Source organism: Mesorhizobium sp. M4A.F.Ca.ET.090.04.2.1 (genome assembly GCF_003999085.1).
In the GTDB taxonomy this organism is placed as follows: domain Bacteria; phylum Pseudomonadota; class Alphaproteobacteria; order Rhizobiales; family Rhizobiaceae; genus Mesorhizobium.
The window spans coordinates 1-20077 of record NZ_RZOT01000007.1 but is presented as its reverse complement, the minus strand read 5'-3'; the positions used below and the strand labels follow the sequence as shown (position 1 = coordinate 20077).

General features: G+C 59.8%; 15 protein-coding genes and 1 pseudogene. 8 read left to right on the top strand and 8 right to left on the bottom strand.

What is annotated here, in order from left to right; translation table 11 throughout:
* Positions 1-190 precede the first annotated feature (190 nt).
* The 6 genes from bioB (at position 191) to EN781_RS01420 (ending at position 6989) form a co-directional block, all read left to right on the top strand.
* Positions 191-1159, top strand: coding sequence for a biotin synthase BioB (gene bioB, locus EN781_RS01445; RefSeq protein WP_236370746.1), 969 nt, complete (start codon positions 191-193; stop codon positions 1157-1159).
* Entirely contained in the window at positions 1156-2295 is a 1140-nt protein-coding gene (locus EN781_RS01440; RefSeq protein ID WP_091595817.1) for an 8-amino-7-oxononanoate synthase, read from the top strand. The genes bioB and EN781_RS01440 overlap by 4 nt, the downstream gene beginning before the upstream one ends.
* Entirely contained in the window at positions 2292-2927 is a 636-nt protein-coding gene (bioD, locus tag EN781_RS01435) for a dethiobiotin synthase (protein ID WP_029354884.1), read from the top strand. Before EN781_RS01440 ends, bioD begins: the two co-directional genes overlap by 4 nt.
* Positions 2927-4192 carry an adenosylmethionine--8-amino-7-oxononanoate transaminase gene (locus tag EN781_RS01430; protein WP_091595819.1) on the top strand — a complete coding sequence of 422 codons (1266 nt, stop codon included), beginning with the start codon at positions 2927-2929 and terminating at the stop codon, positions 4190-4192. Before bioD ends, EN781_RS01430 begins: the two co-directional genes overlap by 1 nt.
* Complete coding sequence (locus tag EN781_RS01425; RefSeq protein ID WP_091595821.1) at positions 4189-5172, top strand: beta-ketoacyl-ACP synthase III; 984 nt, start codon at positions 4189-4191, stop codon at positions 5170-5172. The genes EN781_RS01430 and EN781_RS01425 overlap by 4 nt, the downstream gene beginning before the upstream one ends.
* A 173-nt stretch (positions 5173-5345) precedes the next feature.
* Complete coding sequence (locus EN781_RS01420) at positions 5346-6989, top strand: MFS transporter (RefSeq protein ID WP_126038535.1); 1644 nt, start codon at positions 5346-5348, stop codon at positions 6987-6989.
* A 230-nt stretch (positions 6990-7219) separates the two neighbouring features.
* Here the strand turns inward: EN781_RS01420 and hemN are convergent.
* Both hemN and EN781_RS01410 read right to left on the bottom strand, forming a co-directional pair.
* Positions 7220-8547: pseudogene (gene hemN, locus EN781_RS01415) on the bottom strand (oxygen-independent coproporphyrinogen III oxidase).
* Positions 8548-9042: 495 nt separating this feature from the next.
* The gene (locus EN781_RS01410) at positions 9043-9399 is read right to left on the bottom strand and encodes a hypothetical protein (protein WP_091595902.1); all 357 of its coding nucleotides are present in this window, start codon (positions 9397-9399) and stop codon (positions 9043-9045) included.
* 682 nt (positions 9400-10081) lie between these two features.
* Between EN781_RS01410 and EN781_RS01405 the strand changes: the two genes are divergently transcribed.
* Positions 10082-11221, top strand: a complete 1140-nt coding sequence (locus EN781_RS01405) for a porin (RefSeq protein ID WP_091595823.1) — start codon at positions 10082-10084, stop codon at positions 11219-11221.
* Between the two features lie 489 nt (positions 11222-11710).
* Here the strand turns inward: EN781_RS01405 and EN781_RS01400 are convergent, their stop codons facing one another.
* From EN781_RS01400 to EN781_RS01385, 4 genes are all read right to left on the bottom strand, one after another.
* Positions 11711-13582: an acyltransferase family protein gene (locus tag EN781_RS01400; RefSeq protein WP_091595825.1), complete on the bottom strand. Its 1872-nt coding sequence runs from the start codon at positions 13580-13582 to the stop codon at positions 11711-11713.
* Positions 13583-13666: 84 nt separating this feature from the next.
* Positions 13667-14227, bottom strand: a complete 561-nt coding sequence (locus EN781_RS01395) for a CpaD family pilus assembly lipoprotein (RefSeq protein WP_236473720.1) — start codon at positions 14225-14227, stop codon at positions 13667-13669.
* A 12-nt stretch (positions 14228-14239) separates the two neighbouring features.
* A complete protein-coding gene (locus tag EN781_RS01390; protein WP_051695798.1) occupies positions 14240-15661 on the bottom strand; it encodes a type II and III secretion system protein family protein in 1422 nt (473 codons plus the stop codon).
* A 71-nt stretch (positions 15662-15732) separates the two neighbouring features.
* Positions 15733-16419: a response regulator transcription factor gene (locus EN781_RS01385; protein WP_029354874.1), complete on the bottom strand. Its 687-nt coding sequence runs from the start codon at positions 16417-16419 to the stop codon at positions 15733-15735.
* A 607-nt stretch (positions 16420-17026) separates the two neighbouring features.
* On the opposite strand from EN781_RS01385, the gene EN781_RS34070 reads away from it, so the two are divergent.
* Positions 17027-17515, top strand: coding sequence for a hypothetical protein (locus tag EN781_RS34070; RefSeq protein WP_164747350.1), 489 nt, complete (start codon positions 17027-17029; stop codon positions 17513-17515).
* 580 nt (positions 17516-18095) lie between these two features.
* Here EN781_RS34070 and tdh read toward each other — a convergent pair.
* Both tdh and EN781_RS01370 read right to left on the bottom strand, forming a co-directional pair.
* Positions 18096-19130, bottom strand: a complete 1035-nt coding sequence (gene tdh / locus EN781_RS01375; RefSeq protein WP_091595827.1) for an L-threonine 3-dehydrogenase — start codon at positions 19128-19130, stop codon at positions 18096-18098.
* Positions 19131-19195: 65 nt separating this feature from the next.
* On the bottom strand, positions 19196-20077 hold an 882-nt coding region (locus EN781_RS01370), incomplete at its 5' end, for an adenosine kinase (RefSeq protein WP_145965433.1).

The window sequence follows — 20077 nt, the reverse complement described above, 5'->3', positions numbered from 1 at the left end:
GCAACATCAGCTCGGCAGGCGTAGGAAGGCGGTGGAAAGACGTGCCGCAGCTCGCCTTTTAGCGAGTGCGCTCCAAAGCCAAGTCGGACCGAGCTTGCCGGTCGACAGACTCCTGAAGGCGTACCGGACTAGCAACAAAGGTTTGACGATGACGGTTGGAATGAACTCGGAGTTCGACGTGAACCAGACCATGCAATCGGTCGATGGAACGCCTCCGCGATGGAACCGCAAAGAGGCTGAGGCCATCTACGGCATGCCATTCAACGATCTGCTGTTCCTAGCTCAGACGATCCACCGCCAGAACTTCGATCGAAACCGAGTGCAGCTGTCGCGGCTCCTTAGCATCAAGACCGGCGGCTGCCCCGAAGATTGCGGCTATTGCAGCCAGTCTGCGCATTACGAAACCGGGGTGAAGGCGTCGAAGCTGATGAACGTCAAGCATGTCATCGACGAAGCGGCCAAGGCGCGTGATGGCGGCGCAACGCGCTATTGCATGGGCGCAGCGTGGCGAAGTCCCAAGGAGCGCGACATGGACGTTGTGGTCGCCATGATCGAGGGCGTCAAGGCGCTCGGCATGGAGACCTGCATGACGCTCGGCATGCTCGATCTTGAGCAAGCTGCTCGCCTGAAGCAGGCCGGTCTCGACTACTATAACCACAACATCGATACCTCTGAGCGCTACTATGGCGAGGTTATTTCAACCAGGACTTTTGCCGACCGGCTGGAAACGCTTGGGCACGTGCGCGCGGTTGGGATGAAAGTCTGCTGCGGCGGCATCGTCGGGATGGGAGAAGAAAAGACCGATCGCATCGACATGCTGGTCACGCTCGCGAACCTGCCCGAGCCGCCGGAAAGCGTGCCGATCAACATGCTTATTCCCATCGAAGGCACGCCGCTTGCCGCGGCCGACGCCATCGATCCGATCGATTTCGTCCGCATCGTTGCGCTCGCGCGGGTGATGATGCCGAAATCCTGTGTAAGGCTGTCCGCCGGCAGGACGGCGATGAGCGACGAAACGCAGGCGTTGTGCTTCTTTGCCGGCGCTAACTCGATCTTTGTCGGCGACACGCTGCTGACGGCGGACAATCCCGGCGAGGACAAGGATAGCCTTCTGTTCCAGCGTCTCGGCATCGAGCCGATGGAACTCGCCACGCAATGAACGAGGCAATTCTTGCCCGCTATGACGCATCCTTGCGCGGACTGGCGCGCAAGGACCGGTTGCGGACGCTCGCACCGCGCGCCGGTCTCGACTTCTCGTCGAACGACTATCTCGGACTTGCCGCCTCCAAAAGACTTGGCGAAGCGGTTGCGGCGGCGATTGCGCGGGGCACGCCGGTTGGCGCCACCGGGTCGCGGCTGTTGCGCGGCAACGCACCGGAACATGAGCAACTGGAGGCGGACGCCGCGGCATTCTTCGGCGCCGACCGTGCGCTGTTCTTTGGCAGCGGCTACATCGCCAACTTCGCCCTGTTGACCGCGCTGCCGCAGAAAGGCGACCTGCTGGTCCTCGACGAACTCGCCCATGCCAGCATGCATGAGGGCGCGCAGGCCGGGCGCGCCGAGTTCAAGCTGGCCGCGCACAACGACGTCGACGCTGTCGAGGACGCAATCACCCGCTGGCGCGCCGAAGGCGGCACGGGGCGCGTGTGGATCGCCGTCGAAAGCCTTTACAGCATGGATGGCGACCGCGCGCCGATGGAGAGCCTGGTCGCGATGGCCGATCGGCACCAGGCATTCATCGTCGTCGATGAAGCGCATGCCACCGGCATCTGGGGACCGGACGGCCGGGGACTGGCCGCCGCGTGCCAAGGCCGCGACAACATCGTCACGCTCCACTCATGCGGCAAGGCGCTCGGCGCATCCGGTGCACTCGTCACCGGGCCGAGGACACTGTGCGATTATCTCGTCAACCGGTGCCGGCCGTTCATCTACGCCACCGCGCCCTCGCCGCTGATGGCGGTCGCGGCGCGCGAAGCGCTGACTATTCTGTCCGACGAGCCCATGCGCCGCGCTCAGCTGCAGGAACGCGTTGCCTGCGCCGGCCGCCAATTGGCCGAGCGCTGCGGCGTCGTACCCAGCGGCTCGCAGATCCAGCCATTTGTCATCGGCGACGTTGGGCGCACCATGGCGGTGGCGGCGGCCCTGCAGGCACGCGGCTTCGACATACGCGGCATACGTCCGCCGACGGTGCCCGAGGGCACATCGCGCCTGCGCATTTCGCTGACGCTCAACGTCGACGAGACCGACATTTCCGCCATGGTCGAGGCTCTCGTTGAGGTGTTGGCCACAGCATGACCAAACGCATCGTCGTCACCGGAACAGACACCGGAATTGGCAAGACAGTATTTTCGGCCGGACTTGCCGGGCTGCTCGACGGCTTCTACTGGAAGCCGGTGCAATCGGGCCTCGACGAGGAGACTGACAGCGAGGTCGTCGCCCGGCTTTCCGGCTTGCCCGACGGACGCGTGCTGCCCGAAGTCTATCGACTGACGATGCCGCTGTCGCCGCATCGATCAGCCGAAATCGACGGCGTCGCGATCGAGGCCGACGATCTTTCATTTCCGGTCCTGCCGACACCGCTCGTCATCGAAGGCGCCGGCGGGCTGATGGTGCCGCTCAATCGACAGACAAGGTTCATTGACATATTCGAACAATGGCGGCTGCCGGTCATACTGTGCGCCCGCACCGCGCTCGGCACCATCAATCATACGCTGTTGTCGATCGAGGCCCTGAGAGCCCGCTCCATCCCGCTCATCGGCATTGCCTTCATGGGCGAAGAGGTGGCCGATACGCAAAGGACAATCGTGGAATTCGGCGGCGTGCCGCAGCTCGGCAGGCTGCCGCACCTCGGTCCGCTGACGGGTGAAACGTTGAGAGATGCAATGATTTCCGGCTTCGACCTGGCCATGATTGCCGGAGGCGACTGATGGCGCAGTCTCGAGTCTGGCATCCGTTCACGCAGCACGCGCTAGAGCCCTCGATCCCTGAAATCGTGCTGACTGAAGGCGCCTATCTCCACAAGGCCGACGGCTCCCGCATCCTGGATGCGATTTCTTCCTGGTGGGTCGTCACTCATGGCCACCGCCACCCCCGCATCATGAAGGCCATCGAGACGACCGCGTCGAACCTCGACCAGATCATCTTCGCGGGCTTTACCCACGAGCCGGCCGAGCGCCTGGCCGAGGCGCTTGTCGGCCTCGCACCCGCCGGCCTTGACCGGGTGTTCTATTCCGACAGTGGCTCGACCTCAATCGAAGTCGCGCTGAAGATGGCGCTCGGCTATTTCCGCAACATCGGCGCGCCGCGTTCGCGCATCGTCGTCATGGAGCACAGCTATCATGGTGACACGATCGGGGCGATGAGCGTCGGCGCCCGTGGCGTGTTCAACGCCGCCTACGAGCCCTTGCTGTTCGAGGTCGACACCATCCCCTTCCCGGCCGCCGGGCGCGAGCAGGAAACGCTGGATCGGTTCGAGGCACTCTCCCGCGACCGGCGCGCCGCCGCGCTGATCGTCGAGCCGCTCGTGCTCGGCGCCGGCGGCATGCTCATGTATCCGGCCTGGGTTCTGACCGAATTGAAGAGGATCACTGAGGCCGCCGGCACGCTGCTGATCGCCGATGAAGTGATGACCGGCTGGGGGCGCACCGGAACCATGTTCGCCTGCGAACAGGCGTCCGTCTCGCCGGACATCCTGTGCACCTCGAAAGGTCTGACCGGTGGTACCATCCCGCTGGCCGCCACGATCGCCACCGATGCCATCTTCCAGGCTCACTATTCCGAGGATCGCAAGAAGACGTTTTTCCATTCGAGCTCCTACACCGCCAATCCGATTGCATGCGCGGCGGCACTTGCCAATGTCGAGATCTGGCACGACGAGCCGGTGGCCGATCGGATCGCGGCCTTGAGCGAGCGACAGGCCGCCGGGCTTCGACGCTTTCGCGACAACCCTCGCTTCACCGATTGCCGGACAACCGGCACCATCGCGGCACTCGACCTACGCACCGGCTCAGCCGGTTATCTGGCCGAGATCGGGCCAAAACTGCGCGCTTTTTTTCTTGAGCGCGGCCTGCTCGTGCGCCCGCTCGGCAATGTCCTGTACCTTCTGCCGCCCTATTGCATTACCGGCAACGAGTTGGATGGGCTCTATGACGCCATCGAGGAGGCCGGCGAACGCTTCGGCTCAAAGCCATGAGCCGATCATCGCGCATTCTCGGGCTTGGCCATCATGCGCCCGCGCGCAAGGTGGAGAATCCGGAAATCGAAGATCGTCTCGGGCTTGAACCCGGCTGGATCGAGCGGCGCACCGGGATACGGTCGCGCTTCTGGGCAGCGGACGAAGACACGCTGTCGGCCCTTGCCGCGCACGCCGGCGACATGGCGCTGACCAATGCCGGTATCGACCGCGGCGACATCGGCCTGCTGTTGCTCGCTACCTCCACACCCGATCATCTTCTGCCGCCAAGCGCGCCCCTGGTCGCACATCGGCTGGGACTAGGTCGCGCCGGCGCGATCGACCTGACCGGCGCTTGCGCCGGCTTCATCTATGCGCTGATGTTCGCCGACGGGTTCACTCGCCTGCATGGCAAAGCGAGCCTTGTCATTGCCGCCAACATCCTCAGCCGCCGCATCAATCCGGCCGAGCGCGCCAGCGCCGTGCTGTTTGCCGATGCCGCCGGCGCGGTGGTGATCGGTCCGTGCGATGACCCGGATCGAGGCATTCTCGGCGCTTCGGTGGATTCGGACGGCTCGCGTTACGGGCTGATCCAGATTCCTGCCGGTGGAAGCAACAATCCGTTCCATGGCGGCCTCGACCTCGAGCAGACCCGGATGACGATCACCGATGGCCGCGAAGTGTTCGCCAAGGCCGTGGAGATGATGACCGCCTGCTCGAGAGATGCGCTCACTGCTGCCCGACTGAGGCCGCAAGACCTCGATCGTTTCGTGCCGCATCAGGCCAATGCTCGCATTTTCGACGCGGTCGGCAGGAACCTCGGCATCACAGATCACTCGATGGTCAAGACGATCGCCGAATATGGCAACTCTTCCGCCGCGACGATCCCGCTCTCGTTGTCGCTCGCCCATCGGGCGCAGCCGTTTCGGCCTGGCGAGAAAGTCCTCTTGGCGGCAGCGGGTGCGGGTCTCAGCGGCGGCGCGCTTGTCGTGGGAATTTAGCAAAGCAACGCTTGCGCATAGGACTGCTCATGAATGAGACTATGAGAATGGCTCAATACGCAAATAGTCGCCGGCAAGCTCCATAGAGCTGGGTTCCGTGCGGTGCTCCGCGATGTCTAAGTATCGACCCACTTGCTCAAATCGCAGCGCTCATCGAAGGCCAGCAAAACCTCATGCAGAGCGAAAATCCTCAACCGCCCGTTTCAAAGACGCTCGCCCCATTTCGAAACAAGGTGTTTCGCTCAATTTGGACGGCCACCCAGATTTCCAGCCTCGGTTGGCTAGTGCAAACGGTCGCCATCAGTTGGCTTATGGCAACGATTTCAGCGTCCGACCTTATGGTGGCTCTCGTCCAGGCCGCATCCACACTGCCGGTGTTCTTCCTCTCAGTTTTCGCCGGAGCCATTGCCGACAACTTCAGCCGCCGGTGGGTGATGTTTGCGGGACACTGCCTGATAGCATCGGCGTCGATGACGCTGATGATTTCTGTGGGTCTGGGATTTGTCAGTCCTTGGCTGATTCTCGGGTTAGGTTTCCTGGCCGGCTGCGGCTTTGCCTTGAATGATCCGGCCTGGCACGCTTCGGTCGGCGATATCCTTCACAAACGCGACATTCCGGCCGCAGTGACGCTTATGTCCGTCGGATACAACATTGTGCGCAGCGTTGGTCCGGCCTTAGGGGGCGTGATCCTGGCCGTCTTTGGGCCGCTGGCCGCTTTCGCCTTGGCTGCGGTGAGTGATCTGGCGCCTATAAGCGCGATATGGCGCACCAAATGGGAGGTCCGCTCTTCGCCTCTCCCTCATGAGAGAATGACGACGGCAATTCATGACGGAGTGCGCTTTACGGCGATGTCTTTGGAGATCAGGGCAGCGACCGCCCGAGCAGCTCTTTTCGGATTGGCAAGCATCTCCATTCTGGCGTTGCTCCCTCTCGTCGTCCGGGATCAGTTGAAGAGTGGGCCAATTGTCTACGGTATCTTATTGGCCGGCTTCGGCATGGGTGCTTTCATCGCGGGCATGGGCAACGGCTTCTTGAGGAAGGTCACGTCTCAAAACAGGCTGGTGGCCTTCGCCTCTGTGGCTTGTGCAGTCTGTTGCCTCTCCCTTGCCCTGACATCGTCGGTTCCTGTGGCGGCCATTTCGCTGGCGCTCGGCGGAGCGGGTTGGCTTATCACCTGGACGGGCATTGACGTGTCGGTGCAGTTGGCAAGCCCAAGGTGGGTTGTAGGCCGCACGCTCTCCATTTACTACGCCTTGAGCGCAGGCGGTATGGCTGCTGGCAGCTGGATCTGGGGTTCTGTCGCGCAAAACTATTCCTTGACCTCAGCATTGGAGGGCGCCGCGGGCGCTCTGTTGCTGGTTGCAGCAGCGGGGATCGTGTTGCCGGTCCGTCCCTGGGAAGAAACGGATCAAGAAAGTTCAGTTTTTCATCCGCCGGACGTGGCTCTCGATCTGAAACCCAGAAGTGGCCCTATCGTGGCCAAGGTCGAGTATTTGATATCGGAGGAAAATATCGAGGCCTTTCTGGGCTACATGCGCACGCGGCGACACGTCCAGAGCCGTGCCGGTGCACGAAACTGGACGCTCCAGCGAAATCTGCAAACACCGTCACTTTGGACGGAGACATTCCGCACCCCCACCTGGATGGACTTTCTCCGCCTAAATCATCGACTCACCGCAGCAGATAAGGAAGTCGGCCAGCATCTCCTGTCACTGCATGAAGGAGAGGTGCCTCCGCAGACAGTGCTTTCGATTGAACGAACGACCGAGGCAATTCGTACCCGTACCTCGACAATCTTTTCTCGTCCTCCAAGATGACGCCATCAAGCTGCTATCCAGGGACAGGGTGGATCACCGGTGCTTTGCAGAGCACAGCCTCACGCCGAGAGCAGCGTGCTCCGAGTTGTGCGATCGAGCGCACCCAGGCGAGATGATGATGAACGCGGCGTCAAGTGGAGTCCCCTGCATGCGCTTGCGGAGTCTTCTGCGAGAGCCCATGCCGACGAGCGCCAAACAAGGTCTGATGCCTTCGGAGTCGTGGCCTCAACTCATCGATTCGCGAGAAAAGCATCGAATGCAGCAGCAACGGCGCGAACAACAAAGCGGTGCTCCGGCCGCACGCGGATGAAGCCGTTTTCGACGTCCACGATCCCCTCCTCAGCCAGCGTCACCAAACGCTCAACTGAATCGAGAAAACGAGCTGGTTCGATTTCGTGGGCGGCACAGATGGTCGGCACGTCGGCCTCCAAATCGCACATCAGTCGCTCGATGATTGCTGCGCGCACCCGGTCATCGTCGGTCAGCCGGTGGCCCTTTGATGTCGCCAGACGTCCACTTGCGATGTGCCGGGCGTAAGAATCCCGTGTTACTTCGTTCTGAACGTACCCCTCGCCGACTCGGCCAATAGCCGACGCGCCGAAGCCGATCACGGTTTTGCAAGTATCGGCCGAGTATCCCAGCGAATTACGCCGCAGGCGCCCGGTCTTCTGCGCTAGCGCGAGTTCGTCGTCCGGCAGAGCGAAATGATCGAGCCCGATCTCCCGGTAGCCGGCGCCAACCAGTGTCTCGGCGACAGCTGCAGCCTGTTCGGCGCGAACATCGCCGTCCGGTAGACCTGCCTGCTCGATTAGGCGCTGATTCTTTATCACGGAAGGAATATGCGCGTAGCCGAACACCGCAAACCGGTTGGAGCGCATGGCGACCGCAGCCATCGCGGTCTGGATGCAGGACTGCACAGTCTGTTTCGGGAGACCGAAGATGAGATCGAAGTTGATATGGCCAACGCCATGCCGGCGGAGATTTTCGACGGCAGCGGCCGTCTGCACCTTACTCTGGATCCGATTGATCGCCTTTTGCACATCGGGATCAAAGCTCTGCACGCCGATGCTCGCGCGGTTGACACCGGTAGCTGCCAAGGGTTCGGCCATTTCCGGTGTGAACGTTCGGGGATCGATCTCCACGGCGATCGCAGCAGTTTTGCTGAAAGCGAAGTGGCGGCGTAGAAATTCCATCAGCGCCAAGTGCTCGGCTGGCCCGATAAGGTGAGGCGTTCCGCCGCCGAAATGCACATCGCTCACCGGCAGCCCTTGCCGAACTTGCTCCGACACCAAACTGATCTCCTGACGCAGCACGCCAAATAATTAAGGATCGGGCCGTTGCGACGGGTGACGGCGGTAGGGAAGCCGCAATACCAGCACATGGATCGGCAAAACGGAATGTGGAAATAGAGCGACACCGATTCGTCGGCCGGGAGGCCCCCCAGCCATTCCTCATAATCGTCAGCACCAACCGCCGCAGAGAAGTCTGGCACAGTCGGATAGATGGTATACCAAGGCGGCCGGGGGTCCCGGTACTTTGTCAGGATTGAGGTGTGCAAGGAGCTGTCGTCCCACGTCGCTGATCCATCATTGTTTCGTTGCGCGCTCGTCCTGTCTCTGACCTAAGTCAGTGCGTCCCGCTTTCTCCGCGTTTTCAAGGCGGAGGCGGCGATGTCGCAGTCTCGCTTGGACAGGACGGTATCAACCGAGCGCGCGTGCCATGGTCCGCCTGAGGTGATGGTGCGGTGCCGCATTCAACGTTTGAGTACGTGACGCCGATGCAGTGTGCTTGAGGCGTCTGCGGAAGAACTTTGCAATGCGAAATTCATGTCCGACGCCAAACGTCGCAACGCACCTGTCAAGCCTCGGTCAGACGCCATCCAGGTCCAGCCAGCGGCCTTCCCTGCCGGCCGAAAAACCATACCGGCTTTAGCCACCGAGACGCTCTAAAGCTGACGTCCGCTCATTTGATGAAAGGAAGGCGCCGCTAGGGGGTGCACAAGGCTCCCCAGCTTGACGTCGCTTCGAGCGATGAGCGGCGGTGTGGCTTGTCGTCAAGCGCCGGGCAGCGTGCCCCCTACCGATATCCCGAAAAGATCGACCAAGATCGCCATCCCGACGCCACACGCGGTCTGGATGAGGCCGACCATGAAAATGCGATTGGCGCGTTCGTAGATGGGGCGGCGCAAGGAACTCATGTCGAGCAGCATGGACAGCGCTCTCATCTGCAGTGCGATGCCGAGCAGGATCGGCACTACGGCGAACAGATCGTAGAGTTGCCATGGCAAGGGGTTCGCCGCCCAATGAGTGAGGAAGCCGAGCGAAAAGGCAAGCAGGATACCCACGGCAGTGATTGTGCCGTTGCGGAAAATGGTCTCGATCAGTTCTTCCTTCGGATCGTGCTCGTCCAAGCGGCTTCCTTTCGTTGCTCTTTCCGTCGAGACTAAGTTCTCGAGAATGCTGTTCATCGCCAATTACTCGAGGCGAGCCCTAGGCAACCGTTTCAGGGTGCGATCCCTTCTCGCTATCGGCCGCGCAATGTACCTGCACGGCGAACTTACAGCGGCGAAAAGGTGCTTCGGCCACCATGCGACACATCGGACGTGGACGCCCTCTGTTCCTGGCGCAGCCCTTGCGGACCGCACGCGCGCAGTAATCCTTCTCGGTAGCGCATGAAGCGGCCTCCGTTGCGGTCAGACGGGAAGCCGTCGCTGTTAAACGAGACTGTCACATATCGAACATGGCGAACCGTGTCGCACATTGCTTTTCGCAGTGACCCTCAAAAAAAGTGATTCCAGCGAGACGAAGGCGCGTCGGCCCAATTTTGGTGTCGGCCGCATCTACGCTTCAGGTTGGCATGTCGCTTGCTGCTCTATTCCGAGGCTGCAGCGGTCTGACCGGAGTGTTTCACATATAAACGATAATGAATCTCCTAGCAGAAAACACTATTCTAAGTACATGTGGCTTTTACGCTGGATAACCTCCCATGTCAAGCGCTTTTACGTCCACAAATTGGAGACAACACGCACAAAATTTAGAGTAAAGCTTGCTCTTACGCCTCTATCCTTTTTATTCCTTCATGGAGATCTAGACATGTACATCAAGATTCGTCTTCTCGGCTTAACTGCTCTGATCGCCGCCTCCGTCGTTCGAGCAGCTGGCGCCGAGCGGGAACCGGCCGAGTACATCAAGATCTGCGACGTCCTCGGCTCGGGGTATTTCTATATTCCCAACACCGAGACCTGCCTGCGCATCGGCGGCTATGTCCGTTATGATATCGGCCTGGGTGATGTCCGATCGTATGACAGCGCAAGAACCTCGGATGTGAGAACTGGCGAGGACCAAGGCACTTGGCGAAACAACACACGCTTCACGTTCAAAACTTGGAGCGGCCAGCAGACCGAGCTCGGCGCGTTGACGACCTATACCGAAACCCACGTGAATTTTGGCAATAGCGCTAACTCGCGTGACAGTCCTCAGAACTATGGTTTCAACAGCGGCCTCGCACTGGCTTCTGCCTGGGTCGAGCTGGGGGGCCTGCGAGTTGGCAAGGACGGGTCGGCCTTCGATACGTTTGTAAGCTACGCTGGCAACGTTCTCGATAGTATGCTCGTTCGGTCGGCCGGCTTCGACACCAACGTGGCTCAGTACTACTTCGACGCCGGCAACGGCATTTCGACCGTGATTTCGCTCGAACAAGGATCGGGCTCAGCCGGTACTATCGACAGCTATATTCCGCACGTTGTCGCCGGCTTGAAATACACGCAAGGCTGGGGCTCGATCACCGGCGTCGCGGCTTATGACAGCAACTACGAAGCTTTGGCCGGCAAGATCCGTGTCGACGTCGCTGTCACAAACCAGCTGTCGCTGTTTGGACTGTTCGGCTACGGTTCCAATGGCAGTCTCAACGAGGACTCAAACGGCGCAATCGCCAATCATGTGCGCGGCTCGTACAAAATCTGGAACGGCCAGTGGGCTTTCTGGGCGGGCGCCACCTACGAGTTTGACGAGAAAACTTCGTTCAACTTTCAGGTCTCGAGTGATCAGCTCAAGAATTCTGGTTTGGCTGCAAACGTCGTCTATATGGTCGTTCCTGGCTTCACGGTCACAGCCGAGGTCGATTACGACCGCTACGGCAACTTTGGCGTCGGCCCTGCCGACCCTACCACCGTCAAGGGCACGAGCAAGCCGAACAGCGTCGGCGGCATTCTCCGCTTCCAACGCTCATTTTGAAATCTCTCCAGCCGCGAGCATCTCTGGCAAAGGCACTTGCCTCGACAACGCACGCATAGAGAGCTTCTTTCGCCATCCTTGAAGTCTGCATCGACCGTCCACGGCCCATCGTACCAACTTGAGACTGAAAGGGGTGAGCCCTGTGTAATACAGCCTAGCCCTTGACCTGCCCAATGAACCGGCCAGGGGTGGTCAGTTCAAATTCGGGGCCGTTTAGAGGGCAGTGTGAGGCCGTGTCAGGTAAGTGCCACTGCTATGTCGGGACCGCGACACGCCTGTCGCTGTGGATGGCTGGAATTGCCCTTCGCGGCGCCATTCATTCTCTCAACATTTACGTGATAATGCACGCTTAGTCCGATCCGCGTGGCAGCACCCATCCTAGGTCGCTATCGGGTGGCCTTAAACCTGAACAGCTCCATCGTCGCGGCTGCTGCCGAAGCAGGAGCAATCACAGGGACCCGCACTGGTGCTTGTCAGCCGTCTGACCCGCTACTTCGTCTTAGGAAGAGCATTGTCTTTGCCAAAAGCCGGCCAGTATTTCGAGATTGCCAGTGTGGCGCCGGCTGAAGAGAAATGACCATAGTCGAAATACATAAACTCTCCTCTGTCGGAATAGGGGCAGCGTCCTGCGCTGCACAGGAATTTCAGCGGATCGATGAATGTGGCGCCTTTGGTAAATGAGCGCACACGTTCGTTGATGCCGGGGTCCATCGCCATCGGCCAGGACGTATCGTCCAGATTTTGGCGCTTGGCGAAGAACGCAATTTTCCGGACGTCAGTTGGGAACTGCGGAGACTGGCCGATGACAAACACGCGCACGCCCAGGGCACGAAGCGTATCGATTGTTTGCTGAAGACCGTCGAAGCCTCTGACCTCATAGTCACTCCATTTACCGCTGAGGATAACCGTCTTGATGTCCGCTTCCAAGATGATGTCCAAGGCCTTGCGATTGAACCGGACACAATCAAGACGAGCGTAAGAGTAGTAAGAGAGTATCGGCGGGCAGCCGGCGTACGTATATTCCACGATGTTCGCCTGCAACCGATTTATGTTAGCACCCAGGCCGGAAACATAGTGCGCGGCGAAGGAGTCGCCCCACAAAAAAACCGTTGTTGGAAAACCGCGAGTGCGCGTGCAATCCTCCATATTCCAGCTTTCGATCCGGCTGGTGCCCTCGTTGAAACAGATGCCATTCCTCCAGTCCCCGACGGAAATGCGCCGCTGGACATAGTCCGGAAACCGTTGCGGAAAGCCGTTGCCGAGCGCCCCCGCCGCTCCGCCGGCACAAAGAACAACGATCGCGAGCGCTGAAAAGGCAAAGATAGGCCCCGGGGCGGTGAAGGCCCTCTTCTGTCGAAACGGCTGCTCTACAAACTTCCAGGAGAATGCAGCCAATGCGAGGCTTGCTACCAACATCGCACCGGTCATCAAAGGATCGAGTTTTTGGAACGAAAGATAATGCGCGAACGCATTGAGCGGCCAGTGAACAAGATACAAAGAATACGAGATGAGCCCAATCCAGACCAGCGGCCGGACTTCGAGCATGCGGCTGGCGACCGTCGAGGGGGAATTTTGGCCAACATAGATCAGAAGGGCCGTTCCGATGCATGGATACAAGGCGTTGTAGCCTGGGAACGGGTCGCTCTCCGAAAGCGCGAAGAACCCGATGGCGAGAAGGCCAAATCCGGCCAACCCCACCGACTCCATCAGGAATCTGTTGCCCAACGGCGGGGGGCGTTTGAGCATGAGCAGGGCGCCCAACATGAGTTCCCAGATTCGGGTCGGCAGCAGATAGAATCCGGCGGTGGGCGCCAGCGATGTCGCCATCACCGCCATTACGAAGCTGCAGAGAATTATCGGAAGAAGTGTCGTCAGCCAGCGCTTCCCGATGTAGCGATAGATTAGGAACATCAGGATTGGGGCGAAGATGTAGTACTGCTCCTCTACGGAAAGCGACCAGGTGTGCAACAGTGGTCGAAGCGCGGCATCGATCGAGAAGTAACTTGACGTTTTCCAGAAAAAAACGTTCGACCAGAAGGTCGAGGCAGCTATGATGCTAAGACCGAATTCGCGCAGATCCGATGGCAGAAGAATGAACAATGCGGCAATGCAGGTGAGAAGCATCACAAAGACGAGAGCCGGCAGAATGCGCCGGGCACGGCGCCAGTAGAAGTTGACGATCGAAAATTGGCCGCGTTCAAGGTCATCCAAGAGGCTTCCGCTGATAAGGTAGCCGGAGATGACGAAGAAGATATCAACCCCGCTAAAGCCACCCGGGATCGCCGAAATTCCGAAATGAAAGAGTACGACCGGAAGTACAGCAACAGCCCTAAGGCCCGCGATATCGCGCCTATATTGCATCCAGCGGTTCCTTTGATTTTAGATCAGGACGAGATTGGAAGCTTTCAATCTCCGGTAGGAGTGCTGCCAAGATAAGGGCCGGTATCAGCCACCTTTATCCGTCCCGAACGTTCTGTAAGTGGCAACTGGTACAGAAGCACGATCGCCATCGCCGGACTTGACGGCCTGATTGTCGAGCAGATCGCGCGGATCGTTGACCATCACGGCCAGGTTAAATCCTGTCGAACAACCAAGCGGCTGTTTGAAGGATTCTTCATTGGGTAAGGCACCATATGAGGGACAGACCGGCGGACGGGCGTGATAGACAATCGCCTCAATTCGCACTGAGCCGGCGTCGTGTTGATCGAGCAATTGAATGTTGTCTGCTTCGATTGCCAACTGCCTGGCCTGATGGGCTACCCCTGCGCTGAGCTGGGGCGAACCGCTGATGAGGAGGTGGAGGGCATCGAATCGGCCGCGACTGGCCTTGTTTAGGAAATCACGCAAACGCTGCCGTTCGGAAGCGCGCAGGCTTTGCAACGTCAGGAGGGTGGTCTCCTCTCGGACAAGCATTGATGCCGATGGTTCGACATCAACTGGCGTAGTGCTTGTGCAGCCACTTACGCTTGGTGCCAGAGCGACAAAGAGGACTATAAAACGCAACATCATTGGACGACACTATTCGATGATGAAGCCGAGACCGCCCTGGGCGCTTGGCGCGCCCGCACGGATAGCAGCGCGGTCTCGCGGGGGACTTGCCACGGAATTCGTCGGAGCGCCCCCTCCGTTCAAAGCCGGTGCCGCCCGCTCCGTAGGTGCGCTCATCTGGTTTGGGTTGGAGCCTGGTCTTACAATGTAAGGCGTAACTAGAATGACCAGTTCTGACTCCTCTTTTTGAAACGAGGACGAGCGAAAAAGCGGTCCCAGGATCGGCATTTCTCCGAGCCAGGGAAAGGCCCTGACATCATTGTTGACGTTCCGCCTGATTAGACCGCCGATTGCGAAGCTCTGCCCACTGGCGAGTTCGACGACCGTATCGGCTCGGCGCGTGGAAACTGCCGGCACGGAAATTCCGTTGATTTGCACGGCACCTTGCGTCGACAGTTCACTGACTTCGGGCGTTACGTGAATGTTGATTTGATTGTTGCTGAGAACTGTCGGCACAAATTCCAGACTGACGCCGAAGTGACGGAATTCAACCGATACCTGCCTGTTTTCCTGCAGGACAGGAATGGGAAATTCGCCGCCAGCTAGAAAGCTGGCTTTTTCACCCGACATAGCGGTGAGGTTCGGCTCAGCCAGGACGGAAGCTATATGCTCCTTGGCGAGCGCGTCGAGAACCGCGCTGACGTTGACGACACCGTTGTCGAATCCGATTTCTGCTGTACCGCCACCCTGGGTTGAACCAGATCCAGCGCTTGCACCGCTTCCGCTTAGAACGCCCACTTTGAAATTGCCGATTTGACCGAAGGCGGACAGGTTGACGCCAAGTGACTTCATGGCGCTGCGTGAGACTTCGGCTACGCGCACGCTGAGGTTAACTTGCAGGGATCCAGCGACCTTGATGTTGTTGACGACTTGCGCTCCGTCGCCCAGATATTGCTCAGTGACTCTTTTTGCGGTGTCGGCGACCTCTGCGTCGGGCGCCGTCCCGCTAAGGATTGCGCCGCGCGGCGTATAGTTGACGCGGATGGGATAGTCGCCGACCTGCTCCCGCAACATGGCGCGTAAATCCCCGATCGGTTGCGTGACAACGATACGCAATTCGGCGAGAGGCTCGCCGTTGCCGTCCAAGGCGAATAGGCTGGTCCGCCCCGATTTCTTGCCAAAGACGAAGATTGTTTTGCTCGATGGTGCCTGAAAATCCGCGATCGTCGGGTCAGCAACAAAGATGGTCGTGGCTGGCGCGGGCAGATGAACGGTCTCCCCGAGCGAAGAGGAAAGGGTCAGCGTGGCATTGATGCTATTCGAAGCCGCACGCGGCGCGCCTTTGTCCTGCTTGTTTTGCGCCGCGACACCAAGTGGGAAAGTCACAATAAGCGCGCAGAGGAGATGGCCCAGGTAACGGGGCACTGCAGGTCTCGGAACCTTGATGGCGATCGCCCGCCAATTGAGCGCAGGGCAAGGATGTTGAAGGATCAGCAAAATAGATCTTCTTTCGATTCGACAAACTATGCGGATGACGCGTCAGTCAATTCTAGAATGTAGCCAATGCCACGGATGGTCTTGATCCGTGGCGTTGCACCTGATCTGGTCAGATGTCCACGTAAACGATAGATTCCGACTTCAAGCGCGTTGGCAGACACGTCGTCGTTGAACGAATAGAGGTGATCTTCCAACTGCGCACGGGGCACGATGCGGCCTGCCCGGTTAAGCAGATGCTCTAGAATACAGAGTTCGCGACGTGCGATCATCATTGGGTGCCCAGCAACGAAAACCTGCCGGGCGACCGGATCGAAGTTGAGATTGCCAAATACGAGCCTCAGGTCGGTCATCTGTGACGCCCGGCGCAGAATGGCTCTCATTCTGGCGATAAGCTCATCGGTAGAGACGGGTTTGAGCAGAAAGTCGTCCGCACCACCGTTGAAGATCGCAATTCGCTTATCGAGATCGTTAAGGCTGCTCATAATGACGGCAGGAACTGAATGCCCGTGGGTCCTCAACTGCCTCAGCCAACCCAAGCCATCGCCATCTGGCAGAGCCAATTCCAGCAGGAGAATTTCATAGCTGGCGCAAGAAAATGCACTCGAGGCCAGTTCCAGAGTACCAACGACATCAACGACGAAGCCGCCATCCCCGAGCGCAAGTCGCATGGCGCGCGCAAGATCCGCATGATGATCCACGAGCAGCGTTCGCATTTCATCTCCTATCGAAGAGAGACGCGTCACCGGCGGCCATCTGATCGGAGCACACGGCGCACAACTCGTCGCATCTCTCGGAACAGGTCCGAGTTGGAGGGACATGCAAGTCGCTCGGTGGCAATAGGCGCGGGTGAGGACCAACTGACGGGCTCAAATACGCCGGTCGGCGAACCCACGACGCCAGCAACCCGCGTGCGATTTCTCGTTGCATCATCTCTCCTACGTGCAGCCCCTGCGCTCGCAAGGCAGCGTCGCGGCCCAGAGCCCGATTCCCACAGAGGGTAGGGTTAGCTTTCGAGAAACTGATTGAACAAATCGATTATTTGGATCGAATGCATCCACGGTATGGATGCAGCGCCGCATCTTCAACGACTGCGGCTTCCTGATGGATTGTTGTGTCTGTCGTGCTCTGCTATTTCGCTGTCCTTCAAGGCTGGCGAGTCTGGTGGAACCTGCGCGTCATTGGCTGTGGTAGCTTGATGCTCAAAAATGGAGCGCCCCGCGGAAAGCCGCTCTCAGATTTCCAAAAAGCCTTGCTGGTCCAAAAGAGCACTTCGCATCTCGACACCAAAATGGGCGAGGAAAACTGACGTCTGACAGGGATGTGTATGCAACAGCCGATTTGCGGCACCAGGAAACGACCGCGTTCAGGCTGGAGATCGACGACCAACGGCTCCTCGATTTCCGCATTCAGGCCACGACGATCGACCGCTTTCCAAGCTCTTCCTGTGCGGGCGGATGCCGGCAAACAGCAGCACAGGGTCAGGGAAACCGCGAGCGGGCCTGCTTGATCGCCATGATCACATTGCCGCTGTTGCGCGTGCGGACCGGAATGCATTCGGTCCAGCCGGTGGCAATTTCGGTCAGCACCATCGTCTGCACGAAGCTCCCCGACCAAGACGTGCCCGAATGCGCTCAACAAAGCCGGGCGGCGGATCTTTCCAATCGCCGAGGTGCGGGCTTGCACCGAGCGGCGAACTGCCGAACTCATTCCTGCCCGGCGGCGCTGGCCGCCGCGAGCGACGATGCGGACCTCAGCCGCTCCGAAGCCTCCCACAACACGATGAGCGCCTCGCGGACATCGCTGCCGTAACAGCGGCTGCGGCTCTTGCTCGCAGACGGCCTCTGCTCACGACGGTTCATAAGACGGATCGCGCGCGCTTGCGATAATAGCCGATTACCGCCCCGAACTCATTCAGAATGCGCCGCTTGTCAACGCCGCGATAACGCTCCACGATCGCCGCTTCAGTTCCGACCGTGTCGCCATGCTGAGCCGCGCCATACTTCCCCCGAACCGGAATGGCACGACCTGTCCAATGCGGCTCGTTGCCTTCGTTAATTCGCTGACCGGAAAGGTACCGGAAGTCGTCTAACGCATCTTACCCGCTGAAACGGCGGCAACACCTCGACCTCAATCGCAGATCTTAGGAAATAGACGATCGCGTGGGGGCCTGTGAGCATCCGTTCACCGGATTTCCGTCATCGGCTGAGGCGAATTGCCACCATCGACCGTTATCGGATGGGCCGCGATACGTCGCCGTATCATGATTAGGGGGCGCACCTAGCGGAGCCATAGCTCTCCACCCAGCCATGTTCCCCTCGTTGGAAGATGTCCGGCGGACCAGAGGGGTGCTGTCCCGTCAGCTTTTCCTGAAGAGCGGCCAAGGCAATCCCTACCAATCCATCACCACCTTCCCCGAATTGCCGCTCTTCATCGCCTCGAAACCGTCGAGGTAGTCATCGACCCCGATGCGGTGTGTGATCAGGCCCGACACGTCGAGAGGACCCTGCACCAGCGCGATCATCTTGTACCAGGTCTCGAACATCTCGCGGCCGTAGATGCCCTTGAGATGCAGCATCTTGAAGATGACCTTGTTCCAGTCGATCTCGAAGCCGGTCGGCGCAATGCCCAGAATGGCGATCTTGCCGCCATTGTTCATGGTATCGATCATGTCGCGGAAGGCGGGGGCTGCGCCCGACATTTCGAGGCCGACGTCAAACCCCTCGGTCATGCCGAGCGCCGGCATGACGTCGCGCAGCTTTTCCTTCGAGGCGTCGACGACATGCTGGACGCCGAGCTTTTTCGCCAGTGCCAGCCGCACCGGGTTGATGTCAGTGATGACCACTTTGCGCGCACCGACGCATTGGGCGACGAGCGCGCCCATGATGCCGATCGGCCCGGCGCCAGTCACCAGCACGTCCTCGCCGACCAGATCGAAGGACAATGCGGTGTGGACGGCATTGCCCAAGGGATCGAAGATCGCGGCAATCTCATCGGGCACATCGTCGGGGATCGGCACGACATTGTGCTGCGGGATCGCCAGATACTCGCCGAACGCGCCCGGACGGTTGACGCCGACGCCGAGTGTGTTGCGGCACAGATGCCCTCGCCCGGCGCGACAGTTGCGGCAATGGCCGCAGACGATGTGGCCTTCGCCCGATACACGCTGGCCGACCTTGTATTCGGTGACCGCTGCGCCGAAATCGGCAACGGTGCCGACGAATTCATGGCCCGTCACCATCGGCACCGGCACCGTCTTCTGCGCCCACTGGTCCCAATTGTAGATGTGCACGTCGGTGCCGCAGATCGCCGTCTTCTTGATCTTGATCAGCACGTCGTTGGGGCCGATTTCCGGCACCGGCACCTCTTCCATCCAGATGCCCGGTTCGGCCTTGGCCTTCACAAGCGCCTTCATCATGTTCGACATCAGGATTTCCCTATTCCGTGATTGCGCTTCTGGCGAGATAGCCTGCACAACGGGAAGGTAGGCCACTAACTCGTTTGAACGTCCGGAATGGTCAGCCCCGCCTGCTCGGCCTCGCGGCGCAAATTCTGACGGGGCCTGGGGCCGATCTGCTGGATCACCAATCCGGCTGCCAGTGAGCCAAGGTCGCCGCAGGTCTGCAAGTCACGGCCTTGCGTGTAGCCATGCAGGAAGCCGGCGGCATAGAGATCGCCGGCGCCCGTCGTGTCGATCAGCTCCTTGATGGCGGTCGCCTTGATCACCACGGTCTCGTCGCCGCGCACGATCACCGAGCCTTTTTCCGATCGGGTCACGGCGGCGATGCGGCAATCCTTGCGAATCTGCGCCAGCGCTTCGTCGAACGACGCCGTCTGGTAAAGCGATTTGATCTCGTGGCTGTTGGCAAAGACGATGTCGACGGTACCCGAACGCATCAGCTCGAGGAACTCGTCGCGGTAGCGGTCGACGCAGAACGAATCCGACAGGGTCATCGACACTTCGCGGCCTGCCGCGTGCGCCAGCATCGCCGTCTGGCGGATTGCTTCCTTGGCGCGCGGCGGATCCCACAGATAGCCTTCGAAATAGGTGACCTTGGCGCCAGAGGCCTTGTCCGCCTCGACATCCTCAGGCCCGAGCTCGACGCAGGCGCCGAGATAGGTGTTCATCGAGCGCTCGCCGTCGGGCGTGACGAAGATCATCGAGCGCGCCGTCGGCGGTTCACCCTTGAGCGGCGTGGTGTCGAAGGCGACGCCTTGCGCATGGATGTCGTGGGCGTAGATTTCGCCCAGCGCATCGTTGGAGACCTTGCCGAAGAAGGCGGCGCGGCCGCCAAAGCTGGCGACGCCGGCCGCCGTGTTGCCGGCGCTGCCGCCGGAGGCCTCGATCGCCGGACCCATGCGGCTGTAGAGCAG

Bases quoted from the DNA above. Each gene is read 5' to 3' on its own strand.
- bioB (WP_236370746.1), top strand. From the start codon at position 191: ATGCAATCGGTCGATGGAACGCCTCCGCGATGGAACCGCAAAGAGGCT.
- EN781_RS01440 (WP_091595817.1), top strand. From the start codon at position 1,156: ATGAACGAGGCAATTCTTGCCCGCTATGACGCATCCTTGCGCGGACTG.
- bioD (WP_029354884.1), top strand. From the start codon at position 2,292: ATGACCAAACGCATCGTCGTCACCGGAACAGACACCGGAATTGGCAAG.
- EN781_RS01430 (WP_091595819.1), top strand. From the start codon at position 2,927: ATGGCGCAGTCTCGAGTCTGGCATCCGTTCACGCAGCACGCGCTAGAG.
- EN781_RS01425 (WP_091595821.1), top strand. From the start codon at position 4,189: ATGAGCCGATCATCGCGCATTCTCGGGCTTGGCCATCATGCGCCCGCG.
- EN781_RS01420 (WP_126038535.1), top strand. From the start codon at position 5,346: ATGCAGAGCGAAAATCCTCAACCGCCCGTTTCAAAGACGCTCGCCCCA.
- EN781_RS01405 (WP_091595823.1), top strand. From the start codon at position 10,082: ATGTACATCAAGATTCGTCTTCTCGGCTTAACTGCTCTGATCGCCGCC.
- EN781_RS01400 (WP_091595825.1), bottom strand. From the start codon at position 13,582: ATGCAATATAGGCGCGATATCGCGGGCCTTAGGGCTGTTGCTGTACTT.
- EN781_RS01395 (WP_236473720.1), bottom strand. From the start codon at position 14,227: ATGTTGCGTTTTATAGTCCTCTTTGTCGCTCTGGCACCAAGCGTAAGT.
- EN781_RS01385 (WP_029354874.1), bottom strand. From the start codon at position 16,419: ATGCGAACGCTGCTCGTGGATCATCATGCGGATCTTGCGCGCGCCATG.
- tdh (WP_091595827.1), bottom strand. From the start codon at position 19,130: ATGTCGAACATGATGAAGGCGCTTGTGAAGGCCAAGGCCGAACCGGGC.